Origin of the sequence: Synechococcus sp. R70.1 (assembly GCF_047461675.1) — a bacterium.
Taxonomy (GTDB): domain Bacteria; phylum Cyanobacteriota; class Cyanobacteriia; order Thermostichales; family Thermostichaceae; genus Thermostichus.
Window position 1 is genome coordinate 140,165 of sequence record NZ_JANSHR010000052.1, and the last position, 22,218, is coordinate 162,382.

General features: G+C 59.1%; 24 protein-coding genes. 16 read left to right on the plus strand and 8 right to left on the minus strand.

Going from position 1 to position 22,218, the window contains the following annotated elements:
• Positions 1–119 precede the first annotated feature (119 nt).
• The 6 genes from NW807_RS07400 to NW807_RS07425 all read left to right on the plus strand — a co-directional run bounded on the left by NW807_RS07400 (position 120) and on the right by NW807_RS07425 (position 5,235).
• Entirely contained in the window at positions 120–524 is a 405-nt protein-coding gene (locus NW807_RS07400) for a universal stress protein (RefSeq protein WP_414394759.1), read from the plus strand.
• Positions 525–680: 156 nt separating this feature from the next.
• Positions 681–1,043 carry a ferredoxin-thioredoxin reductase catalytic domain-containing protein gene (locus NW807_RS07405; RefSeq protein WP_414394761.1) on the plus strand — a complete coding sequence of 121 codons (363 nt, stop codon included), beginning with the start codon at positions 681–683 and terminating at the stop codon, positions 1,041–1,043.
• A gap of 100 nt (positions 1,044–1,143) precedes the next feature.
• Positions 1,144–1,260 carry a photosystem II reaction center X protein gene (locus NW807_RS07410; protein ID WP_414361544.1) on the plus strand — a complete coding sequence of 39 codons (117 nt, stop codon included), beginning with the start codon at positions 1,144–1,146 and terminating at the stop codon, positions 1,258–1,260.
• 61 nt (positions 1,261–1,321) lie between these two features.
• Complete coding sequence (locus NW807_RS07415; protein WP_414425701.1) at positions 1,322–2,770, plus strand: glycosyltransferase; 1,449 nt, start codon at positions 1,322–1,324, stop codon at positions 2,768–2,770.
• Positions 2,771–2,864: 94 nt separating this feature from the next.
• Complete coding sequence (gene pxcA, locus NW807_RS07420) at positions 2,865–4,226, plus strand: proton extrusion protein PcxA (protein ID WP_414425702.1); 1,362 nt, start codon at positions 2,865–2,867, stop codon at positions 4,224–4,226.
• A 52-nt stretch (positions 4,227–4,278) separates the two neighbouring features.
• The gene (locus tag NW807_RS07425) at positions 4,279–5,235 is read left to right on the plus strand and encodes an NAD-dependent epimerase/dehydratase family protein (RefSeq protein WP_414394766.1); all 957 of its coding nucleotides are present in this window, start codon (positions 4,279–4,281) and stop codon (positions 5,233–5,235) included.
• A gap of 24 nt (positions 5,236–5,259) precedes the next feature.
• Here the strand turns inward: NW807_RS07425 and cobW are convergent, their stop codons facing one another.
• The 3 genes from cobW to psbD all read right to left on the minus strand — a co-directional run bounded on the left by cobW (position 5,260) and on the right by psbD (position 9,004).
• Positions 5,260–6,294 (minus strand): cobalamin biosynthesis protein CobW, encoded by a 1,035-nt coding sequence (cobW, locus tag NW807_RS07430; protein ID WP_414425703.1) that lies wholly within the window; start codon positions 6,292–6,294, stop codon positions 5,260–5,262.
• A gap of 136 nt (positions 6,295–6,430) precedes the next feature.
• On the minus strand, positions 6,431–7,810 hold the full coding sequence (psbC, locus tag NW807_RS07435) for a photosystem II reaction center protein CP43 (RefSeq protein WP_414394769.1): 1,380 nt from the start codon (positions 7,808–7,810) through the stop codon (positions 6,431–6,433).
• A 135-nt stretch (positions 7,811–7,945) separates the two neighbouring features.
• The gene (gene psbD / locus NW807_RS07440) at positions 7,946–9,004 is read right to left on the minus strand and encodes a photosystem II D2 protein (photosystem q(a) protein) (protein WP_414394770.1); all 1,059 of its coding nucleotides are present in this window, start codon (positions 9,002–9,004) and stop codon (positions 7,946–7,948) included.
• A 391-nt stretch (positions 9,005–9,395) separates the two neighbouring features.
• On the opposite strand from psbD, the gene NW807_RS07445 reads away from it, so the two are divergent.
• The 4 genes from NW807_RS07445 to NW807_RS07460 all read left to right on the plus strand — a co-directional run bounded on the left by NW807_RS07445 (position 9,396) and on the right by NW807_RS07460 (position 12,090).
• On the plus strand, positions 9,396–9,503 hold the full coding sequence (locus tag NW807_RS07445; protein WP_414394772.1) for a PetM family cytochrome b6-f complex subunit 7: 108 nt from the start codon (positions 9,396–9,398) through the stop codon (positions 9,501–9,503).
• A gap of 86 nt (positions 9,504–9,589) precedes the next feature.
• The gene (locus NW807_RS07450) at positions 9,590–10,354 is read left to right on the plus strand and encodes an SDR family oxidoreductase (protein WP_414425704.1); all 765 of its coding nucleotides are present in this window, start codon (positions 9,590–9,592) and stop codon (positions 10,352–10,354) included.
• Between the two features lie 69 nt (positions 10,355–10,423).
• Entirely contained in the window at positions 10,424–11,683 is a 1,260-nt protein-coding gene (locus NW807_RS07455; RefSeq protein ID WP_414425705.1) for a sensor histidine kinase, read from the plus strand.
• Between the two features lie 143 nt (positions 11,684–11,826).
• A complete protein-coding gene (locus NW807_RS07460; RefSeq protein WP_414394776.1) occupies positions 11,827–12,090 on the plus strand; it encodes a helix-turn-helix domain-containing protein in 264 nt (87 codons plus the stop codon).
• Positions 12,091–12,175: 85 nt separating this feature from the next.
• Here the strand turns inward: NW807_RS07460 and recJ are convergent, their stop codons facing one another.
• Entirely contained in the window at positions 12,176–14,422 is a 2,247-nt protein-coding gene (gene recJ / locus NW807_RS07465; RefSeq protein WP_414425706.1) for a single-stranded-DNA-specific exonuclease RecJ, read from the minus strand.
• Positions 14,423–14,494: 72 nt separating this feature from the next.
• Positions 14,495–14,659, minus strand: a complete 165-nt coding sequence (locus NW807_RS07470) for a conjugal transfer protein TrbI (protein ID WP_414394779.1) — start codon at positions 14,657–14,659, stop codon at positions 14,495–14,497.
• A 224-nt stretch (positions 14,660–14,883) separates the two neighbouring features.
• Here NW807_RS07470 and NW807_RS07475 point away from each other — a divergent pair, with 224 nt between their 5' ends.
• From NW807_RS07475 to NW807_RS07500, 6 genes are all read left to right on the plus strand, one after another.
• Positions 14,884–15,813: a metallophosphoesterase family protein gene (locus tag NW807_RS07475; RefSeq protein WP_414394781.1), complete on the plus strand. Its 930-nt coding sequence runs from the start codon at positions 14,884–14,886 to the stop codon at positions 15,811–15,813.
• A 69-nt stretch (positions 15,814–15,882) separates the two neighbouring features.
• The gene (locus tag NW807_RS07480; RefSeq protein WP_414405598.1) at positions 15,883–16,629 is read left to right on the plus strand and encodes a phosphoadenylyl-sulfate reductase; all 747 of its coding nucleotides are present in this window, start codon (positions 15,883–15,885) and stop codon (positions 16,627–16,629) included.
• A gap of 3 nt (positions 16,630–16,632) precedes the next feature.
• A complete protein-coding gene (locus NW807_RS07485; protein ID WP_414410741.1) occupies positions 16,633–16,761 on the plus strand; it encodes a hypothetical protein in 129 nt (42 codons plus the stop codon).
• A gap of 406 nt (positions 16,762–17,167) precedes the next feature.
• The gene (locus NW807_RS07490) at positions 17,168–17,710 is read left to right on the plus strand and encodes a DUF3110 domain-containing protein (RefSeq protein ID WP_414405597.1); all 543 of its coding nucleotides are present in this window, start codon (positions 17,168–17,170) and stop codon (positions 17,708–17,710) included.
• A 33-nt stretch (positions 17,711–17,743) separates the two neighbouring features.
• Entirely contained in the window at positions 17,744–18,469 is a 726-nt protein-coding gene (locus NW807_RS07495; RefSeq protein ID WP_414405596.1) for a hypothetical protein, read from the plus strand.
• A gap of 3 nt (positions 18,470–18,472) precedes the next feature.
• Positions 18,473–18,856, plus strand: coding sequence for a hypothetical protein (locus NW807_RS07500; RefSeq protein ID WP_414412391.1), 384 nt, complete (start codon positions 18,473–18,475; stop codon positions 18,854–18,856).
• 23 nt (positions 18,857–18,879) lie between these two features.
• Here the strand turns inward: NW807_RS07500 and NW807_RS07505 are convergent, their stop codons facing one another.
• The 3 genes from NW807_RS07505 to larE all read right to left on the minus strand — a co-directional run bounded on the left by NW807_RS07505 (position 18,880) and on the right by larE (position 22,137).
• Positions 18,880–19,161: a DUF1830 domain-containing protein gene (locus tag NW807_RS07505; protein ID WP_414421048.1), complete on the minus strand. Its 282-nt coding sequence runs from the start codon at positions 19,159–19,161 to the stop codon at positions 18,880–18,882.
• Between the two features lie 253 nt (positions 19,162–19,414).
• Complete coding sequence (locus tag NW807_RS07510) at positions 19,415–21,238, minus strand: DUF3769 domain-containing protein (protein ID WP_414405594.1); 1,824 nt, start codon at positions 21,236–21,238, stop codon at positions 19,415–19,417.
• 23 nt (positions 21,239–21,261) lie between these two features.
• Positions 21,262–22,137 (minus strand): ATP-dependent sacrificial sulfur transferase LarE, encoded by an 876-nt coding sequence (gene larE / locus NW807_RS07515; protein WP_414425707.1) that lies wholly within the window; start codon positions 22,135–22,137, stop codon positions 21,262–21,264.
• Positions 22,138–22,218 lie beyond the last annotated feature (81 nt).

A 22,218-nucleotide genomic window follows, 5' to 3' on the forward strand; every position in this document is an offset into this window, starting at 1 on the left:
ATTTTCGCCCCTAGATCCCTTTGCTTCCGGAAAACTTTAACGGCTTGCCCCTGTTTCAAGAGAAGCGGAAGTAGAATAGGCAGAGTAGTCCGGGTGGGGTGGAGGGGGAATCTGCGACTATGTTCGAAAGACTGCTCTTTCCCATCGACAACTCGCGGGAAACCAGCCATGCCCTGCCGCTGGTGGCGGACATAGCGCAGCGTTACAAGAGTCAGGTATATCTGCTCTCCGTCCTAGACAGTACAGAGCTAGACCCAGAGCAGGTGGAGCAAGCCCGCCAAACTATCCACAACCTGCTCAAACACGCTGAGGCTGGCCTGCAGCAGATTGGGATCCAAAACGTCAAGAGCGAGTATCGCGAGGGAAAAGTTCCCTTCGTCATCTGCGACGTGGCCGACGAGCTGGAGATTAGCCTAATCGTGATGGGATCCCGCGGCATCAGCCTAGCCGAAGGCCGGAAAAACGAATCCGTCAGCCACCGGGTCATCGACCTCTCCCCTTGCCCAGTGTTGGTAGTACCCTGAAGAGCAGGCCTTCTCTTTCCGGGGAGTGTGTTGAAGTTGTCTCAAAATGTTGCCTTGTGTAACAGCAAGGCCGTTTTTGTTCGTGTTGAGCAGGAGTCTGCTGTACAACGAAGAGCGAGGTAGCCCGGATTACTGGTTACACCCCTGGGAATCGGTATGGAAAATCAAAGTCGTGGTTACAACAAGGCCTCGCAGAGAACCTTCGAGGTGATGCGGCATTTTGCAGAAACCTACGCCAAACGCACCGGCACTTTTTTCTGCTCCGACCCCGCAATTACGACAGCGGTGATTGAGGGTCTAGCTCTGCACAAAGAGCAACTGGGCGCCCCGCTCTGTCCTTGCCGCTTCTACGAAGACAAAGAGGCGGAGGTGAAAGCTGGCTATTGGAACTGTCCCTGCGTACCCATGCGGGAGCGAAAAGAATGCCACTGTCTGCTCTTCTTAACTCCGGACAACCCCCTTGCCGGCACCAGGCAAACGCTAGAGGAGGTACACCTGGAATACCAAGCTAGCCCGTAGGGTCTCCCCGCTAGGAGACGGAGGCAAACCAGGGTCACGAAGCTGGGTATAATTGAAGGGCAGGTGGAAATGGCTATTTGCCTGAGGAGGAAACCTTTCTATGACTCCCTCATTGGCTAGCTTCCTCTGGAGCCTGGTGTACGGCGCTGTAGTGCTGGGTCTTCTCTTTGGCGCCATCGTGATTGTTAGCTATAGGGACAGGGTGCGTCGCCGCTAAAGCCTTGGCAAAGGGCTTGACCGCGGGCAAACCTTTGAGCAGCGGCGGCAAAGGTTAGGCCTTGAGCTTTGCAAAAAATCAGCTTTCCCAAAGTCTATTGCCAGCCTCTAGATGCCCTCTTCACTACTGGCAGCAGAAGAACCGTTACTACTACGAGGATCTGGAGCGGCTGCTCCGCTTCTTTCTGCCTCCAGGTCTGCGCATTCTGGAGATTGGCTGCGGTACAGGGGCTCTGCTCAACGCTTTGCGGCCCAGTGTTGGAGTGGGGATCGACCAAGATGCCGAGGTCATTGCCCAGGCCCAGCAGCAATTTCCCCACCTCCACTTTCGCCTACAGGATCTCCAGAGGTTGGACAAGCGGGATCCGGTCTTGGCCCAGCCTTTTGACGCCATTTTGCTCGTCAATACTCTCAGCTACCTGAGGGATATTCAGCAGGTTCTTGAGCAGTTGCGCTGTTTCTGCACCCGCCGCACTCGCCTTATTCTTTCCCATCACAACCCCCTTTGGGAGCCGCTTCTGAACTTGGCAACCCTTCTAAGGCAGCGCAGGCCCCTGCCAGCAGCCAACTGGCTCTCGGCAGCTGATGTGGCCAATTTGCTCCATCTGGCGGGGTATGAGGTTATCCAGCAGGGCAAGCGGTTGTTGTTGCCGCGGCGAATTCCCCTGCTTTCAACTCTGGTGAACCGCGTGATTGCCCCCTTGCCAGGGATCAACGCCCTCTGCCTGACGGAATACACGATTGCCCGCCTCCAACCGGATCCCAACTGGGATCCCCCCCCTGAGAAACAGCCCTCTTGCACCGTGATCATTCCAGCTCGCAACGAAGCTGGCAACATTCGCCGCTGCGTGGAGCAGCTGCCCGAGATGGGATCCCGCACCGAGATCCTTTTCGTAGAGGGGCATTCCAGCGACGACACTTGGGCCGAGATTCAGCGGGTTCAGGCCGAATACCAAGGGATCCGTCCCATCCAGGCTCTCCGGCAAGAGGGCAAGGGCAAAGGGGATGCGGTGCGCCAGGGGTTTGCCGCAGCCAGGGGCGACGTGGTGATCATTCTCGACGCCGACCTAACTGTTCAGGCGGAAGACCTCCCCAAGTTCTTCCGGGCCGTGGCTTCCGGGCGCTGTGATTTTGCCAACGGTTGCCGACTCATTTATCCGCTAAAGCCGGAGGCGATGCCGCGCCTGAACCAGTGGGCCAACCGCTTTTTTGCTGCTCTTCTTTCCTACATCCTTGGCATTCGCGTCAAAGATACCCTCTGCGGCACCAAGGCCCTCTGGCGGGAGGACTACTGGCAAATTGCCAAGCTGCGGCAAGAATGGGGGAATTTTGATCCCTTTGGCGATTTCGACCTGTTGCTAGGGGCGGCCAAGCGCACCCTCAAGATCCTCGACATTCCAGTGCGCTATTTCCCCAGAACCTATGGCCGCTCCAATATCCACCATCTGCGCGACGGCTTGCGGCTGCTGCAGATCTGTGGCTTTGCCCTCAAGCACTTCAAGGGATCCTAAACCCTAACTCCTGCAGGGCAGTTCCCTGCCTGGCCTCTTGGGAGTTGTTACAATAGCTAGCCATTGAAAAGTCAGGCCTGAGAAAAACCGCCCTATGGGGAAATCCGTACTGACCAGGCTCGGCCAGTGGATCTCAAGTACTCCCCTCCGCTCCCTTGATCGGGCCTATCAAGCTGCCCTTCGCATCAAAGCCATTGAAGACCGCTACTTCCAGGGAGGAGTCATCGGCAGCAACGGAAGCCACGGCCAAAACACCAGCCACTACTTTCAAATCCAACTGCGCCAGCACCTGCGGCAGATTAGCCTTAGTCTAGCAGAATTTAGAGCCAGCAGTCTCTTTTCCCGCCCGCCCGATCCTGAGCTAGATGGCAGTGGCCCTCGCGTTGCTGCAGAAGTCAACGACGCCGAGGATCTCAGTGCCAAGAGCAGCCCCTCCACAACCAAGGGCAAGGGGGCTGAGAGGGATCCTTCCATTTTGGAGAAGCTAGAGTTTATCGATCAGGTTATCTCCCGCTACAAGCGCCCTGCCCCTCCACTCAAGGTCAGCGCCACGCGGCTCCAGCCTCAAGAGCAAGACGAGTCAACTCAGGCAGAGCCTGCTGCTCAACCCATCAAGGCTGACAAGACCCCTCTTGAGGATGGCAGTGCCCCCGTTGCTTCTAAAACAGCCGTCCTGCCTCGCTCCCTTTTGCGCACAGCTAGGCAGATTCGCCGAGAGTTAAGTTCACAGGCAGAAGAAGAGTTGCTCCAGGAGTACCGCAGCCAACGCACGCGCACACTGGTGGCAGTTCGGTTTTTGTTGCTGCTGGCCATTTTGCCGCTAATTGTCCAGATTTTCTCGAAGCACTTTCTGTTTGGGCCGTTGGTGGATCGGCTGCAGCCTCAGGAGCCTACCCTTGTGGCTTTAAGCCACGAACTTCAAGAAAGAGCTGTTGCGGAATTTGAGCTTTTCAAGGAAAAAATGGAGTTTGAGCGGGCTTTACGTCACCAACCTCGAGAAGAGCTGGACTCAGAGTTGGAGGATCAACTTTCCCTGAAAGCAGAGGAGCTGCTGCAAAAATACAGCCGTAAGAACTTGGAAGGCCCAAAAAACATCCTTGCCGACTTGCTATCCCTGGCGGCATTTGGCTGGCTAGTCTTTGTCGGGCGTGAAGAAATTGAAGTTCTTAAGTCCTTTCTAGATCGCCTAATCTATGGCCTGAGCGATAGCGCCAAGGCTTTCATCATCATTCTCTTCACCGATGTGTTTGTTGGCTATCACTCTCCCCATGGCTGGGAAGTCTTGCTAAGTAGTCTAGCTGAGCACCTGGGTTTGCCCGAAAACCGCAATTTCATCTACGGCTTTATTGCCACTTTTCCAGTTTTTCTAGATACGCTCTTTAAGTACTGGATCTTCCGCTACTTAAACCGTGTATCGCCGTCAGCGGTGGCCACCTATCATGCTATGAATGACTAAAGCGGTACACTAGTCAGAAGCTTTTTTCACCGAGTCTTGTTGGGAAGAGCTCTTGCGAAACCTGTTTCTTACTGGCGCTAGCGGCTGCTTAGGGCACTATGTGTTGGAACGCCTAGCCCAGCAAAGAGATCCCGAGTTTCCGGAGCGGCCCGCTTACCACCTGTACGTCCTTGTCCGCAATCCCAGCCGCCTGCGGCTGCCCCTGGAGCGGCTGCCTGCTCCCATTACCTTGGTGCATGGCGATCTCCTGCACATTAGAGAACACGCCGCCTTGCTGCGGCAGATGCATGGGTTAATCCACATGGCAGCGGCTTGGGGGGATCCCTCGCTGGCTTGGGCGGTGAATGTTACCCACACCTTGGAGCTCTTTCAGCTGCTGGATCCCCAGCGCTGTCAGCAGGTGATCTACTTTTCCACAGCCAGCCTTTTGAACCAGGCTCTCGAGCCCTTGGCCATTGCTGGCCAGGCCGGAACCGACTACATCCGCAGCAAGTACGAGATGCTACTGCGGCGGCAGGAAAGCTGCTTCTGGCCGGATCGCCTGCTCACGCTCTATCCCACCCTGCTGTTTGGCGGTAGCCCCTACCACCCCTACTCCCACATCACTGCCGGCCTCAAGGATGTGCTCCGCTGGCTGGATCTCATCCGCTTTTTGCGGGTGGATGCCAGCTTCCACTTCATCCACGCTGCCGATGTGGCCGAGATGGTGGCTTACTGGGTGGCCCATCCGCCCGGTGGCGGCGATTGGGTGTTGGGCAATCCTCCCCTCTCCCTAGACGAGTGCGTGGAACAGGTGTGCGCCTATCTCAAAAAGCGGATCTACTTCCGCCTGCCTCTGCCCATCGGCTTCCTCCGCCGCCTGGCTTTTCTGTTTGGGGTGCGGCTTTCAGAGTGGGATGAGTATTGTCTGCGCCACCGCCACTTTGTCTATCCCGCCCTTTCGCCAGCAGCCCTGGGTTTGCCCTGCCGCTTCCCCACTGTAGCCTCCCTCCTGGAGGCCTACCTCTAGGCCGCTCTTGAGGGATCCCAGGGATCAGCGGGTGGCAGCTAGGGCCTGAAGCTCTGCGGCAATGCGCGCCCGGTTAAGTCTCTGTCCAATGAACACCAGGCGGGTTAAACGCGGCTCTTGGGGGCGCCAAGGGCGATCGTAGTAGGTTTCAAATCGCCCTCCCACCCCCTGCAGCACCAGGCGCATTGGCTTGTGGGGCACGGCTACGAAGCCCTTCACCCGGTAGAGGCATTCCTCTTGCGCCAGTTGACGCAACTGGGCAACTAGGGATCCCGGCTCATAGCCTCCCTCCAGGCTTAGGCAGAAAGACTCAAAGGCCTCGTGCTCGTGCTCCTCCCCGTGGTCGTGGTGGCTGGGGCGGCGCTCGAGTTGATCTTCCACGGCTGCGTTGAAGCCCAGGAGCACTTCTGGGGCAACCTGGCCCCGCTCGCAAGGGAGGACTTGAACCTCAGGGCGCAATTTTTGGCGCAGCCAGCTTTCCACTTGCGCTCGCTCCGCCGGCGCAATCTGATCCACCTTGGTGAGCAACACCAGATCGGCACAGCTTAGCTGATCCTCGAACAGCTCCTCAATGGGCGTCTCGTGATCTAGGCTCTCGTCTGCCTGCCGCTGGGCCTCCAGGGCCGCCAGATCCCCCACAAGCTGCCCCGCAGCCAGCGCCTGGCCGTCTACCACCGCAATCACCGCATCCACAGTGGCACCGGTGCGAATCGTTGGCCAGCGGAAAGCCTGCACCAGCGGCTTGGGCAAAGCCAACCCTGATGTCTCAATAACAATGTTGTCCAGCTCCGCCCGCCGTTGCAGCAGCGCCTCCAGGGTCGGCAAAAACTCCTCCTGCACTGTGCAGCAGAGGCAGCCGTTGACCAGCTCCAGAATGGAGACCTCTCCCTCGCAGAGTTGGCAGTCTCGCAGCAACTCGCCATCGATGCCCACTTCGCCAAACTCGTTGACCACAACAGCGATGCGGCGACCCCGGCTGTTGAGCAGGAGGTGACGGATCAGCGTCGTCTTGCCGGATCCCAAAAATCCCGTGATGACGGTCACTGGGACTTTGTGCATCTTCTTCGAAGATTCAGCTCTTCAGCTCTCCCAGTCTCTACCCTCGCCGCCTTCCCCGCCAATCCCAACCAGGGGGATCCCAAAAAAAGGCCCCCCACTGGGGGCCAAAGGTGCTAGTTAGAAAGACCTGCACTTTTTATCGGATTGGCTTCATCCGATAGACAGGCTCGTCCTCGCGGCTAATTCCTTTCTCAAAGCCGGCAGCAGCAGCACGGGCGCGACCGGCGTGCCACAGGTGGCCGACGAAGAACAGGAAGCCCAGAATGAAGTTATGGGCCGCCAGCCAAGTGCGCGGGCTGGTGAAGTTCACGGTGTTGATCTCAGTAGCCACACCTCCCACCGAGTTCAGGGATCCCAACGGGGCGTGGGTCATGTACTCCACCGCCCGGCGAGCTTGCCAGGGCTGAATGTCGTTTTTCAGCTTGTCCAGATCCAAGCCGTTGGGCCCCAGCAGCGGCTCTTTCCAGGGCGCCCGCACATCCCAGAAGCGCATTGTCTCGCCCCCAAAGATGATCTCGCCCGTGGGAGAGCGCATTAGGTACTTACCCAGACCTGTGGGCCCTTGGGCTTGGCCGATGTTTGCCCCCAAGCGCTGGTCGCGCACGATAAAGGTGAGGGCTTGCGCCTGAGAGGCTTCCGGTCCCGTGGGTCCGTAGAACTCACTGGGGTAGACAGTATTGTTAAACCAGATGTAGCAGGTGGCAATGAAGCTCATGAGCGAAACCGCCGCCAAGCTGTAGGAGAGATAGGCCTCTCCCGACCAGATAAGGGCGCGGCGAGCCCAGCCAAAGGGCTTGGTGAGGATGTGCCAGATCCCACCGGCAATGCAAATGATGCCGATGTAGATGTGGCCTCCAATCACATCCTCCATGTTGTCGACGCTAATAATCCAGCCCTCGCCTCCAAAAGGAGACTTAAACAGATAGCCGAAGATTACTGCCGGGTTGAGGGTGGGGTTGGTAATGACCCGCACATCTCCACCGCCGGGAGCCCAGGTGTCATAGACACCGCCAAACCACATAGCCTTGGCCACCAACAGGAAAGCCCCCAGCCCCAGGAGGATGAGGTGAATTCCCAGGATGGTGGTCATCTTGTTCTTGTCTTTCCAGTCGTAGCCAAAGAAGGGGAAAGACTGCTCCAGGGTTTCCGGGCCGCGAATGGCGTGATAAACACCCCCAAACCCCAGCACGGCACTGGAAATGAGGTGCAGCACACCAATCACAAAGTAGGGGTAGGTGTCCACCACCTCGCCGCCAGGGCCAACTCCCCAGCCCAAGGTAGCCACATGGGGCATCAGGATTAGGCCCTGTTCGTACATGGGCCGATCGGGCGTGAAGTGAGCCACCTCGAAGAGCAGCATCGCTCCCGCCCAGAAGACCATCAGGCCAGCATGGGCTACATGGGCACCCAAAAGCCGACCGGAGAGATTGATCAAGCGGGCATTCCCAGCCCACCAGGCAAACCCGCCCTGGGTGCGATCTTGCACCACTACAGAACCAATTGTTGTTGAGGTCACAGAGACCAACCTCCAATCGTCAGGACAATTGATTGATTGGCTAAGTGGAAGCACCTGCCGTTGGGATCCCTAGCCGCTGGGATCCGCAGGAGGGGATCCCTTGGGCAGGCGCTCAATTACAGCTAACTGGGTAGATTAGAGGGCGTTGCCGCGGGGGAGGACTTCCTCAGGGAACTCAAAGTGCTCATGCGGCTGGTCCTGAGGCGCCATCCAGGCCCGGATCCCCTCGTTGAGCAGGATGTTCTTCGTGTAGAACGTCTCAAACTCGGGGTCTTCCGCCGCCCGCGTCTCCTGACTGATAAACTCATACGCCCGCAGGTTCAGCGCCAACCCCACTACCCCAATGCTCGACATCCACAATCCGGTTACCGGCACAAACAACATGAAGAAGTGCAGCCACCGCTTGTTGGAGAACGCGATCCCAAAAATCTGGCTCCAGTAGCGGTTTGCCGTCACCATGGAGTAGGTCTCTTCCGCCTGCGTCGGCTCAAAAGCCCGGAACGTGCTTGCTGCCTCCCCATCCTTGTAGAGGGTATTCTCCACCGTTGCCCCGTGGATAGCACACAGCAGCGCTCCACCCAGAACGCCAGCTACTCCCATCATGTGGAAGGGGTTCAGCGTCCAGTTGTGGAACCCTTGGAAAAACAGCAAGAAGCGGAAGATGGCGGCTACCCCAAAGCTGGGAGCGAAAAACCAACTGCTCTGTCCCAGGGGGTAAATCAAAAACACGCTCACAAACACGGCAATTGGCGCGCTGAAGGCAATGGCGTTGTAGGGCCGCACCCCCACCAAACGGGCAATTTCAAACTGCCGCAGCATGAAGCCAACCAAGCCCAGGGCGCCGTGGAAGGCCACAAAGGTCCACAGGCCGCCAATTTGACACCAGCGGGTGAAGTTCCCCTGGGCTTCTGGACCCCAGAGCAGGAGCAAGCTGTGCCCCATGCTATCGGCTGGGGTGGAAACGGCCACCGTCAAAAAGTTGCACCCCTCCAGGTAGGAGCTGGCCAGGCCGTGGGTGTACCAGGAAGTTACGAAGGTAGTGCCGGTCAGCCAGCCGCCCAGGGCCAGGTAGGCGCAGGGGAACATGAGCAGCCCTGACCAACCGATGAAGACAAATCTGTCGCGCTTGAGCCAGTCGTCGACGACGTCAAACCATCCTCGCTCCTGGCGTACGCGTCCCACTGCTATGGTCATAGGACGATCTTCTCCTTAGTTAAAGATGAGAACGCTAGTGAAGCTACAAACTTTGCCTCCTAAAGGCAAGACCGCGGCCTAGGTATAAAAACTCAAACCCTGGAACTTCTCGAGAAGCCACAGGGCTCGTGGCAAGCCACCTCAGAGCCAGCGGACAAGTTTCACCGTCCTTGGCCTTACTTAGCCCAGGCCAGTAAAGACTTGTAAATTGCTTCTCATTATAGAGGCAGGGAACCCGCTCTTAGCAAGTCTGAGGTAACCGTGAACTTTACAAAGCGCAACCTTGGTAGCTCTCTTGCGCTCGAGAGAGACTACCTCGCTGCTGGTAAGGTTCAAGAGCAAAATCCGATATCCTAAGACAAGGACACTGCACTTCATCCAAAGCAAATCCATGGCTAGCGAGATCTTGACCATTGCGGGAATTTCTCTGGTTTTGACGTTGGCGGGCGTGGCGCTTGGGTATGGGATCCTGCGCATCACCCAAGGGGGGGCTGAGTAGAGGATAGGCAGCCAATCGGAGAAGGGAAGGGGTTAAACCAAGGCGTTGGGCAGGGATCCCAGCACCCCTCTTTGGGCAAGCCGACTATGCTGGAAAACGCGATTGTGCTCATCACCGGCGCCAGCAGCGGAATCGGCGCAGCCTGTGCCAAGCTTTTTGCCCGTTCTGGAGCCAAGCTAATCCTAGTAGCCCGCCGTCAGGAGCGGCTGCAGGCGCTGGCCACAGAATTGCAGCAGGCCTACGGCACTTCCTCCTACCTGCTGACTTTGGATGTGCGGGATAGGGCAGCCGTGCAGCAGGGGCTGCAGTCTTTGCCGCCGGCCTGGGCCGAGATCGACATTTTGATCAACAACGCCGGCCTTAGCCGCGGCTTGGACAAGCTCTACAGCGGCGCTGTGCAAGATTGGGAGGAGATGATCGATACCAACATTAAGGGCTTGCTGTATGTTACCCGCGCCGTCTTGCCCGGGATGGTGGAGCGGGGCCGGGGCCACGTGGTCAACATTGGCTCGATTGCTGGTCGGCAGACCTACCCTGGCGGCGCCGTCTACTGTGCCTCCAAAGCGGCCGTGCGGGCCATCTCCGAGGGGCTGAAGCTGGATCTGCTCGGCACCCCCATTCGCGTTACCGAGATCCAGCCCGGCTTGGTGGAAACCGAGTTTAGCCAGGTGCGCTTCCGCGGCGACTGCGAGCGGGCGGCGGCGGTCTATCGGGGCCTCACCCCCTTGACAGCGATGGATGTGGCCGAGGTGGTGCTATTTGCCGTTACTCGTCCCCCCCACGTCAACCTAAGCGAAGTCTTGCTCGTGCCCACCGACCAGGCCACCACGACGATGGTGCACCGCCGCTAGGGAGGCAGGACTCCGTATCCGTTCACTCCCCCATCCCTGGGCGACAATGGCGGCAAAGGGGGTGGGCTCATGGGAGTGGAAGGCGGGATCCTCATTGGGTTAAGCATTGGCCTTGTCGGCATGCTGATCTTGTGCTGGCAGAGTCGACGCCGCTTCAGCCGCCAACTGCAAGAGTTGGGATCCCTGATGCACCTGGCCCTGCCGCTGCAGCCGCCTGAACAGATGCTCAGCCGGCTTAGCCGCCACCTTCGCCAACAAGAACTGGAGCAGGCTAGCCAAAGACAGTATCTCCTGGACTGGCAGTATCTCAGCCAGCGTCTGCCCTGGGGATATTTGCGGGTGGACGAGAACAACGTGGTGCTAGAGTGCAATCCTGCCGCCCAGCGCCTGCTGCGCATTAGCCACTGGCAGCCGGGCATCAAGCTTTTGCTGGAGTGGGTGCGCTCCTACGAGTTGGATCAGCTCATCGAAGCCACCCGCTGCCAGGAAGCTGGCGCTTCCGTCCAGAGCCGCGAATGGGTCTTCTACCCTCCCGGTGGCGAGGACAAACCGGTTCCGCTGCGGGCTTGGGGGCTGCCCCTGCCCCAGGCCCATGTGGCCATCTTTTTGGAAGACCGCCTAGAGGCCACGCTGCTGGCGCAACAACGGGATCGCTGGGCCTCGGACGTGGCCCACGAGCTGAAGACTCCCCTCACCTCGATTCGTCTCCTGGCGGAAACTCTGCAAAGCCGAGTCGATGCCGCGCAAGCGGTTTGGGTGGAACGACTGCTAAATGAGACGCTGCGCCTCAGCCAGCTGGTGCAAGACTTGCTGGAACTGAGCGCTCTCAACTTGGGGGCCGGATCCCGCTCCCAATGGCGCTGGGTAGATCTAGCCGCCTTGGTGCGAGAAGCCTGGCAGAGTCTAGAACCGCTAGCCAAGCCCCGCCACCAGGAACTGCACCTAAGCAGCTCCTCCCCCCTCTATCTCTGGGGAGATGAGCAACGCCTCTATCGCCTCATCCTCAACCTCTTGGATAATGCCGTCAAATATGGCGGGCCTGGTTCTCCTATCCACGTGAGCCTCTCCGGGGAGGGATCCCAAGTGCGGCTGGAGGTGTACGACCACGGCCCCGGCCTGCCGGAGGATCAATTTGAGCTGGTCTTTCAACCCTTCTACCGCACCGACGCGGCGCGGGCCCGCAGCAAAGGCGGCACTGGCCTTGGCTTGGCCATTGTGCGTCAGATTGTGGAACTCCATGGGGGTACGATCCGCTTGCGCAATCATCCGCAAACCGGTGGGCTGTGGGTTCTGGTGGAATTGCCCCGCCAGCACCCCGATGCCTTGTAAAGCTTGTAAAGCAAAAGACGGCTGGCCCCTTTCCCTTTCGTCGACAGGGTCCAAAAAGCTCAACTCACGGATTATCCATTGGGGAGGCGATCCCCTAGAATGACTCTAGGTAATCCTTACAGTTCGTACCTCAGGCGTTGGGCATGGGCGCAGACTACCATTGCGCGGATCTGCTGTCGGAACGGGAACTGCAGGTCCTGGAGTTGGTTGCGGCTGGCATGACCAATCAGGACATTGCAAAGCGCTTGGAAATCAGCAAGCGCACGGTCGATAACCACATCAGCAACATTTTGAGCAAGACGCGAACGTCAAACCGGGTTGCTTTGGTGCGATGGGCGCTGCAGTGGGGAAAGGTGTGCCTGGATCAGGTCAACTGCTGCGTCTTGAACAACGACAAAATTGCCTAATCCTCCTCGGCGAGCACCCCAGGGACAGGGAACAAGGGTAGGGCAGCGCATGCCCTGCTGAGGTGTTCTCAAAGGGTACCTTAGCTCAGGCGGGGGAAAAAGCCAGCGGCACGGGATCCGGTTGCAGCAGCCGTTGACACAGTTGGGCAATCTGGGCTGGGCTAGCCTCGTCTAGCCAGCGGTGGAAGGCCTGGGATTCGCGGATCCGGCTGAGCAGCCCAGTGGAGATCTGTTCCGGTCCCTCCAGGGCTTCTAGCCACTGCTGGGGCAGGCCAGTAGCTGCTGCCAGAGTAGCAGGATCCCAGGGTTTTGCCTGCCCTAGTTCCCGCAGTTGGGCAAGTTGCTGAGGGAGGCGATCCCAGGAGTGGGCAGAAGCAGCCAGGATCAGGGTTTGCGGCTGCACCTGCTGCAGTAGTTGGGCCAAATCTGCCGGCAACCAGGGCCAGCAGGCCAGTACAAGAGTTGTTTTAGCTGAGGGGGGCAACGGCTGCCTAAGAGGAAGAGGTTGCCCAGTGTAGTAGAGGGCTTTCTCCAAAGAATCCGGCAGGGGGCGTTGCCGGTAGTCTTGGATTTGGAGGCGAGGGGCGGAAACAGCAGGGGCCTGCCAGTTGCCAGAGGGACGCACCGCCAGCACTGTACCTCGCCAGGGCTCTTTGCTGTCGGCTTCCAACCGCAGGGCAATGTCCACAGCTGGGCAGTTTTGCCACTGTTCCAGCTCTTCGCCAGCTCCCCAAAACCAGAGGGTACGGGATCCCGCCCTACCTTTGAGCTCAAACCTGAGATGGCGGCCATCCCCAGAGGCTCTTAGAGTGGATTTAGTGGGGCGGAAGTTCATCAGGGCTACGATGGGGTTGGGGTTGCCGTGCCCAAAGGGCTGCAGAAGCTGCAACTGCCGATACACCTCGTCTAGCTCCGCCACCCCATCCCGGCCCTGAGAGGCCAGCAGAGTCCAGTCGAGGAGAATCTCCACCGCCAGGGCGCGAGCTTGCTGATCCGGGCTAACCCGCGCCGCTAGCTCTCTCCGCAATGTCAGCTGCACAGCGGCCAGGCAAGCCAGATCGAGTTGGATCCCCGCGGCCATGGGGTGTCCCCCTCCTCGTCGCAGGAGAGGACGCACCGCCTCAAGGGCCTCTAGCAGGTTTACCCCTGGAATCGAGCGGCCTGATCCATAGCCCAGCCCTGTGCTCTCGTCTGTGGCAATCAACACCGTTGGGCAACGGTATTCCTCCGCCAAGCGGGCCGCCGCAACTCCCAAAACCCCTGGGTTCCAGCCACTGCTGGCCAAGACGATGGCTCGCTCTCGTGCCAGATCGAGGCTTTCCACCTGCTGCCTGGCTTCCTGTAGCACCTGTTGGGTGAGCTGCCGACACTCTTCGCTGAGGGCGACAAAATGCTTCACCAGCGTCTGAGCCCGCTGCGGATCCGAGGTGGTCAGCAGCTCCACTGCTAGCCTAGCGTCTTCCAAGCGGCCAATGGCGTTCAGCCTGGGAGCAAGGCGAAAGGCAATGTCCTGAGCTGTTAGCGCTCCTGGGGATGAGCCGTTGCTCACCCAATCCAAAAGAGCCCGCAGCCCTGGACGCTGCGTCTTGGCCAGCACGGGCAACCCCCGCTGTACCAGGTAGCGACACTCCCGCTGTAACACGGCAACATCGGCCACGATCCCCACCGCCACTAGATCCAGGTATTCCTCGACGCCAGGAATTCCCAGCGCTTGATAGAGGGCCTCCGCCAGCTTGTAGGCCACCCCCACTCCCGGAAGAAAGCGCAGGGGGTGTTCCTCGGGCAGGCGCAAAGGGTTGACTACCGCATAGGCAGGGGGCAAGGGATCTGGCAGGGCGTGGTGATCCATCACGATCACGTCCACCCCTCGGGCTTGGGCCAGGGCAATCTCGGCAGCATTGCCGATGCCGCAGTCCACCGTTAGAAGTACTTGGCAACCCTGAGCCAGCACCTGCTGGAGCCGCTGGGCATTGAGCCCATGTCCCTCGCGGCTGCGCAGCGGTAGGGTGAACTGGACTTGGAAGCCCAAGGGTTGTAACGCCGAGAGCAAAAGACTGGTGCTGGTGACGCCATCGCAGTCAAAGTCCCCCCAAATGCAGAGGGCTTCTCCTTTTTCCCTGGCCTCCAGTAGCCGCCGCACTGCCCGCTCCAGATCCGGCAGGGATTCCGGCGGGGTGGGGGAATAGGAGCTGGGATCCACGAAAGCCCGCACCTGTTCCCGGCTGTGCAGCCCGCGCAAGGCTAGCACCTTGGCCGCGTACTTGCCGTATTCCCGGCTCAGCTCTGGGTCAAACTGAGGCGGAGTGGGCAGCAGATCCCAGCGGTACTCCATGCAAGCTGGCTAGGGATAGAGCTCCTTAGGAGCGTATCAAAAAGGGTCTAGGTTCGGATCCCTGTCGAGTGGCTATTGACAGCAGTGGGCGGCTATGCAGCAAGGGGAGGGGTGGTCATGGTCGTGAGTAGCACAAGCTTGGCTGCAGTAGAGCTGGCCTTCGTAGCGATAGCCTTGGCTGCTCTCGAAGCTGCAGTTGCAGTGCTCACAGGCGCAGCGAACAAGGGTGCTAGACATGGGTTTTTCTCCTTCTTTTCGAAGATCCGCGTCTCTATACCCTAGCGGTTGTTGGACAACGAGGCTGAAACGAGAATCAAACTCACGCCTGGCTGTCCAAGTGGCGGCAACCTGCCCATTGCCACCTTCCCTCTCCTGCTGAAGGAGGTTAAGGAAAGTCAATAGCTCCTGGGCAGGTTACTAACTTATGATGCGGGCGTGAGGTGTGAATAAGTACCTAGGCAATGGCCACGGAACGGATTCGTTTTGCGCAGGTCTCAGACATTCATCTGATGCCGGAGACGGCATGCCGCTGGTGGTGGATGTCCGATTCCCCTCGCCGCCAGTTGGAAGCAGCCGTTGCCCATCTCAACCAGGTGCCGGATCTGGACTTTGTCGTGTTTACCGGCGACTTGGTGGATCAGGCGGATCCAGAAAGCTTTGAGCTATTCCGGGAGATTCTTGCCCAGCTGCGGATGCCCTACTACCTCAGTCTTGGCAACCACGATGTCGACACCCTGCAAAGAAAGGGGCGCTTCGACCGAGAACAATTTATCCGCTGGTGCCAAAGCCAATTTCCCCTCTTTCCGGCTCCCACGGGCTATGTCGATTACAGCCTTTCTCCTCTGCCCGGGATTCGCCTCATTGCCCTTGACGCCAGCCTGGGACCTTTTCCCCTGCCCCAGGGGGTGCTGCGCCCCTCGCAACTGCATTGGCTGGGCGAACATCTGCAAGCAGTTTCAGAAGAATGGCTAATCTTGTTAATCCACCAGCCGCCTTTCATCTCCCCCACCCAAATGGATGCAGTTGTGTTCCGCAACTACCAGCTCCAGAAGCAGGCAGCTGCCGCCCTCCATGCTCTCTTGGCTGACCATGGACGGGTGGTGGCGGTGTTGAGTGGGCATCTACATGTGCCGAAAGTCCATGTACGAGATGGGATCCCCTACCTGACAGCCCCTCCCCTGGTGGGGCCAGTCTCGGCACTGCGGCTGTTCGAGGTGGATTTGAACCCCCGGCGAGGGATCCTGCGCTACCACTGGGTTCACCTACCGGAGCCAGGACCCAGACCGCTCTGGCATGGTTTCCTGATGGGGAGACGTCGGGATCGCTGGGGAGAGATCCCCCTGCGCGCCAGAGGAGCTCGATCTACCCTGCTACCTGTTGCAGCTCGATAAAAGTCCTAAAGCTCGACCGAATTAGTGTAGATTAAGAAGGCAAAGCAGCTGGACTCGGCGTCTCTCCCTATGAGTGCAACCCTTTCTTCCTCTACCCACTGGGAACAGGCAGCCCAGGAGGTGCAAAAGCGGTATCAGCCCCAGGTAGCTGCCCTGAGCGAACGCTTTGAGCCCCTTTCCGCAAGCGACTTGCTGGCCTGGGCTGTATCTGAGTTCGGGGATGGGCTGGTACTTGCCTGCAGCTTTGGCCCAGAAGACCTGGTGTTGATTGATTTGCTCACTGCTATTCGCCCGCAGGTGCGCGCCTTTTTCCTGGATACCGATTTTCACTTCCCCGAAACCCTACAACTGCAACAACAGGTGCTGGCTCGCTATCCCCATTTGCAACTGGAGGTCTTTAAGCCTCTGCTGACACCGGAAGAGCAGGCGGCGCAATACGGGCCAGAACTGTACCGCACCAACCCCGACCTTTGCTGCCACCTCCGCAAGGTGGAGCCCCTGCACCGCGCTCTGGCCAACTGCACCACCTGGATTACCGGAATGCGTCGGGAACAGGCTCCTACCCGCGCCAACATTGGCAAGGTGCAGTGGGATAGCAAGCGCAACCGCCTCAAGCTCAACCCCCTCGCCGACTGGACAAGCGGCCAGGTGTGGAAGTACATCCTCGAGCACGGGATCCCCTACAACCCTCTCCACGACCGCAACTACCCCAGCATTGGCTGTATGCCCTGTACAGCCCCAGTGGAGCCAGGCGCGGATCCCCGCTCTGGTCGGTGGAAGGGTATGGCCAAAACCGAGTGTGGCCTGCACACGTAGCCTATGAACACTGCTCCTGTTCTGGAGGTGGCTCAGCTTGAGGTCACTCCAGACTTGGAAGCTGCTTTTGAAGCCGCCATCGGCCAAGCTTTTGTCTATTTGCAACAAACCGACTGGCAGCACCAACTGTAGCGCTGTCTGGAGCACCCCCAGCAATATCTACTATCCCTGGAGGCTCATCTGGTTACCTTCCGGCAATCGGAAAACTTTATTCGGTGGCGTGGGCTTATTGAGCCCTACTTTGCTCGGCCACCCCAGGTGTTGCAATACTAGCTAGTTCCCGGATCCCTTGGGGTCGGCAGATAGCGGAGTCTCTCTCTGGCGGTGCCATGGCTTCTGCTAGCCTGGTCTATGCTTTGGGCTCAGCAGGGATGCCACCGAAAAACGTGGCGTGGCCTCAAAGCCGCTGTTCTTCGGCAAAAACCCTTGGCTGCCGAGATTTGCCCCCTGCGCTTTGTCGACGCCCAAGTTACCCTCCCGAGATCCCCAGAGCGGCTAGTCTAGACGACGAGAGGGGACACTCTAGCGGAGCAGATCAATGGATACTACTGAGGCTTTCCAAGTGCTCAATCTACCGCCAGATGCCAGCGAACAGGAAATCCGGAGGAAATGGTTTCGGGAATACCAAGCTCTCAGCGCCGCTCTTCTTGAGCTGGACGACGAGCGACAAAGACCCTTGCTGGAGGCTCGGCTGGCGCGGCTCAACGAGGCGCGGGATGTGTTGTTGGGCAACGGATCCCAGGCAGAGACGGAACCGTTTGGGGTGAGCTCGGAAGAGCTGCCCCCCCAAGTGATCGTGCTGCTGTACCAAGCCAACGGTCAAGAAGGGATCTGCACCCGCCAAATTGGGGGCCAGGACATTGTCATTGCCTTTGAGAGCCTCTTTGGGGCGAAAAAGTATGCCCAGAGGCTGGCTCAGCAGGGGCTGCCCAAGCCCGTAGCCGAGCGCTTCGACACGCAGGAGATCGTCGATTTTTGTCGCGAGGGGGGCTATGGGTTGATGGTGGTTCCCGCCAGCGAGGTGCTAGAGCCGCTGCCAGAGAGTACGGAAGCGGCGCGCAATTGGCAAGGCAAATCCTGAGGAGCTGGTCACCCCGGTCAGGAGGGTCTTCTAATGATCACTGCCGAGCTAATCTCTGCAGAGGAGTTTCGCCAGATCATGGAGGCGGATCTGGAGGCCTGCTGTGAGGCTTTTGGCCTGAGGGCAGAGTACCTGCGTCTTGAACAGCAACAACTGCGGCTTTGGGTCATGCTGGCCCTCTGCCTGCTGGTGATTGCTTTGGTGATCCTCCTGGGAGTTCGAGATCCCGGTTATTGGCTGCTCTATGCAGTGGCCGTCCTGTTGCTGGGAGTGGTCTTCCTGGGGTTGCTCTGGGCTCTCCTGAAGTTGCGGCAAAACCTGCGTCGCATTCGTCAGCGCTGGCAAGAGGCCCATCTCCTGAATAGCCCTGCCGAGATCATGGAGTTCGCCAGCGATCTCGCCTGCAGGGTTAAAGAATACAACCGCTGGGTGCAAGAGCTGCAACAATCGCTGGAGGGGGGCCACTATTGGCAAGATTTTCGCCAACTCAGTGAGGCCGAACAGAAGTATATCCAGTCGCTCTTTTTGCAGGTGCGGGCCCAACTGGTGATGGCTCTGCAGGTGTGCAGAGCTTTAATCGAGAATCCGCAAACCTCCGTAGCTCAGTACCTCAACCAAATGGTTGCCCGGGATCAGCAACTGGTGGAGCAGTTTGTCGCCAAAAACTTGACGGCTAACCGCTACGTAACCATGGCCCGCCACCTCTCGGCGCTGGAAGCAGGTCTGCAAGCTCGGATCGGCGCTCTGGCATCTTGCTAGCTCATGCTCAAGCCCTTGCTAAACGGAAACACGGCACGGCTGGCTCTCCTCCTGCTGGCTGGTGGGCTAGGCTTGTTGGGGTGCGGGGATCCGAATGTACCCCTGACGCAGCCGCCTCCCAACGCTTTTCGCGTCAGCACCCCCCGCCCGCCGCGCTTAGATCTTTACCCCACCCCACCACCAATGCCTACCCCTACGCCAACGCCGCTCCCTAGCCTGTCGGAGATCACAGCTCGCTGGCTGGGACTCTCGTGGCCGCCACAACGGCGCGAGATCAGCCCGGTGCGGTTAAGCGCGCGTTTCCTGGATATCTCGTTGCCGCCCAGGCCTCGCCCTTCCCCTACCCCCACAGGAGAAGAGGAGAAGCGGCAAAGCCAAAAGCCCTAGGTTCTGCTCTGCGGCTTGGAGACCTACGCAACCACTGTCACCGGCTCCGTTTCTCGTACGCGCAGCTTTTCGCAGGGGAGGATATCTGTCAAGGTAGAGCTGGCCATCATGCCCGTGTGGATCTCCAGCTTGGCTCCTGGTAGCGCCTCAAACAGCAACCGCTGCCCAGGAAATACCACCCGCTCAAAGTACCAGTTTTCGATATTTGTGATGCGAACCACTTGAATGGAGCTGGTTGCATTGATGTAGCTGCAGGTTATTCGCTCTGCTTGTTTTTTTGCCGGGATCGCATCGAGGGTTTGCATAATTAGCTCACTAGCCTGCCTTGCTCAGCCTGTCATCCAGGCTAGCACCGTTTGGGGATCGCTGCAGTAGTCTGCGATACGGCGATCCCGATTGACAAAAATAAGTCCTAGAAGACTTCTGTATTTTATCTTACCGTTTGATTCCAAAACTCCCTTCGGAGGCGGGGTGGATTTGGGCAGGGATCCCTTCTCGAAGCGGCGCAATTGCCATAGAAAACCCTTAGGTATTAGTAGTCGAGATTACACTTTGGAATCAGGGCCCATTGAGGCTCGAGCCGGTCGCTGAGCTTGGCTGAGGTGGGCTGGGATCCCAGTTCAGGCCTTCTACCCGTAGCTCCAGAGCCCCTGACTGGCGCACCGGGTTGTAGTGCAAGCTAAGGCCGTAGGTGCGGCGGTCGTAACCCAGGCGATAGGTAAGGTCCACCTGCTGGCCTGACTGTAAATCCAGGGTGGTTTCAGCCCCCACCCGCAGCGGGCCATACAGCTGTTGCAGGAAGCCCAAGACCAGCTGCTCCCGCGTGGTGATGCGGTCAAACAAAAAGGGCGAGGCTCCCGCCAAAAAACCGTTGGAGTAGGTTACCCTCAGGCTGGTGTAGTCGAAGGTATCGGCCACAAAAGCCCCGAGCACAGCGTCGAGGCCGATACTGCCAGCAGTGTAGCTTTGGGCGCGGCCATTGGAGTAAAACGACTGGCTGCTGCTGACGCCGGTGTTGAGCCAGATCCCCTGTTCAATGGGCAAAGCGGAAAAGCGGGGCGGCGGATCTGAGGTTGTCTTGGAGGGCCGCCAGAGGGGAAAAGAGCGAGTTAGGGTTGCTCCTAGTTGCAGCCGAGCAAGCTGGATGCGCTCGGTGGTTCTGGCCAGGGCCAGAGCGGGATCGGTGTCGATATTGCCAAGTTGTCCCAGGGCGTCGAGGTAGTCGGCGGCTATGCGGTAGCTGAAATCCAAGCTGGTGTTGCCAAGGCGAAGGGTGGGCGAGCTGTAGCTGGCGCCAAAGCGATTCTCCACAATCTGGAAGCCCAGGCGCCCGCTGAAAAAACGCTCCCGATAGGCATAGGTGTAGGTGACTTGGCCGCCGTTGCCGGTGGTAACGCGGTGTTCGACCTGCGCCCGCAAGCGCCGGGCAAATTCCTCAAAGACGATCCCGCGGAGCTCGGCAAACAGCAAGGTTTGGGCACGCGGCTGCCGCCAGCGCAACTCCGCTCGCAGCCCGACTCCATCGCGGATTCCTTGGAGGCTCCCCCAGAGGCGTTGGGGATAGAGCTGCGGGGAAAACACCAAGCTGAGATGGGGCTCCTGCAGCAGCTCAATGTTGGCCTGCAGGATTAGGCCCCGCCGCAGTTCCTTCCGGTCGAAATCGTCGTAGAACAGGCTGACCGGAGGCTGGCGGTTCAAGGAGTCAAAGCGCAGCCGCAGGGGCAGGGGCAGAAAAAAGACTTGGTCGAAAGCCAATTGGCCAGCTTCGGCAATCAACAGGCTGGAACCATCCGCCTGCAAGGTAGAGGTCACTCGCGGGCTGCGGATCTCCAGCTCCGGCGGATCGAGGGGGTCATTGGTCAGCCGCACCTCTTCTCCTTCCCAGTTGTTGGCATCGAAGCGAATGCGGGTAGCGCGAAAGCGTACCAGCCGCTGAGGCGAGAGGGGCAGCGGAGAGCCGCTGGCCTGCAACTGGCCAATATCCACCTGCCCAAAAGCCTCTTCCAAAAAGCCCTGCTCCCGTTCAAAGTCGTACTCCAGCCGGGATCCCTGGATGCGCTGCTGATCCAACTCAATGGAAACGTTGCCCTCGGCCACGGCTCGTCGCTGCTGCAGCTCAATGCGCAGGCGGTCTGCCCGCAGCACCGAGCGGCCCAGCCGCATCTCCACATTGCCCTCAGCCAGGAAAACCTGCGCCCGCTGGTCGAAGGTTTGACGGTCGGAGCGCAGCCGTAACGTGCGATCCGCAAGGGCGTCGAGGGCAGTCGTATCCCCCGCCTGGGCGGCCGCCACCTGGCCTTTCTCCCCCTGGGCTGAGGTAGGAGCAGCCGTTGCCAGACCAAACACCCCCAAGCAAAGCCAGAGCCACCAAAACCCTTTCATGCTCCCCAAACCTGTGCAACGCTTCAGCCTAAGCTACCAGCTTGGGGAGGGTTGAGGGCGCGGTTGAGCTTGCCGCTACGGTAGCCCTCCAGATCGAGGCTGACGTAGAGATAGCCAAACGATTGCAGGGTTTTAACCAGCGCTGCCAGGTCAGTTTTTTGCACGAACTCCAGGATCTGGTGGGGGGGCAGTTCAATGCGGGCAGTATCTTTTTCCGAGCGCACTCGCACCTCTCGCCAGCCCAAGCTGCGCAGATAGCGCTCAGCCAATCCCACCCGCCGCAGCTTCTCGGCAGTGATGACCTCGCCGTAGGGAAAGCGGGAACTGAGGCAGGGTTGGGCCGGCTTATCCCACCAGGGCAGACCCAAGTGGCGAGACAACTGCCGCACCTCCAGCTTGCTCATCCCCACCTCCGCCAAAGGGGATCGCACACCACGCTCCCGAGCTGCTTGCACCCCTGGCCGGTAGTCAGCCAGATCGTCGGCGTTGAGGCCATCGACCACGTGGTCGTATCCCTGAGTTTTAGCCAGCTGGAGCAGCGTGTCGTGCAAGTAACTTTTGCAGAAGTAACAGCGGTTAGGGGGATTGGCAGCATAGCGGGGATCCTGCAGCTCCTGGGTCTGAATGACCTGGTGGCGAATGCCGATGTATTCGGCTTGCCAGATGGCCTCCTCCAGGTCTTCGGGCAAAAGCGCCGGGGAAGCGGCGGTAACGGCCAGAGCCCCCTCCCCCAAGTGATCCCAGGCCAGCTTGGCCACCAGGCTGCTATCGATCCCTCCCGAGTAGGCCACCACAACCCGCCCCATTTCGGCGAAGATCTGGACAAGCTGCTGAAACTTGTACTGTAGGACGGGGTCTAGCTCCAGCAAGGGGGTGGCAGAGCCAAGAGGTACGTCCATGAGGCTAGGGAGTCCGTAGGGTCTGGGCTAGAGCGGGGCAGATATTCCTCTTCCATTGTTTCCTAGAATTTTCTGACTTTC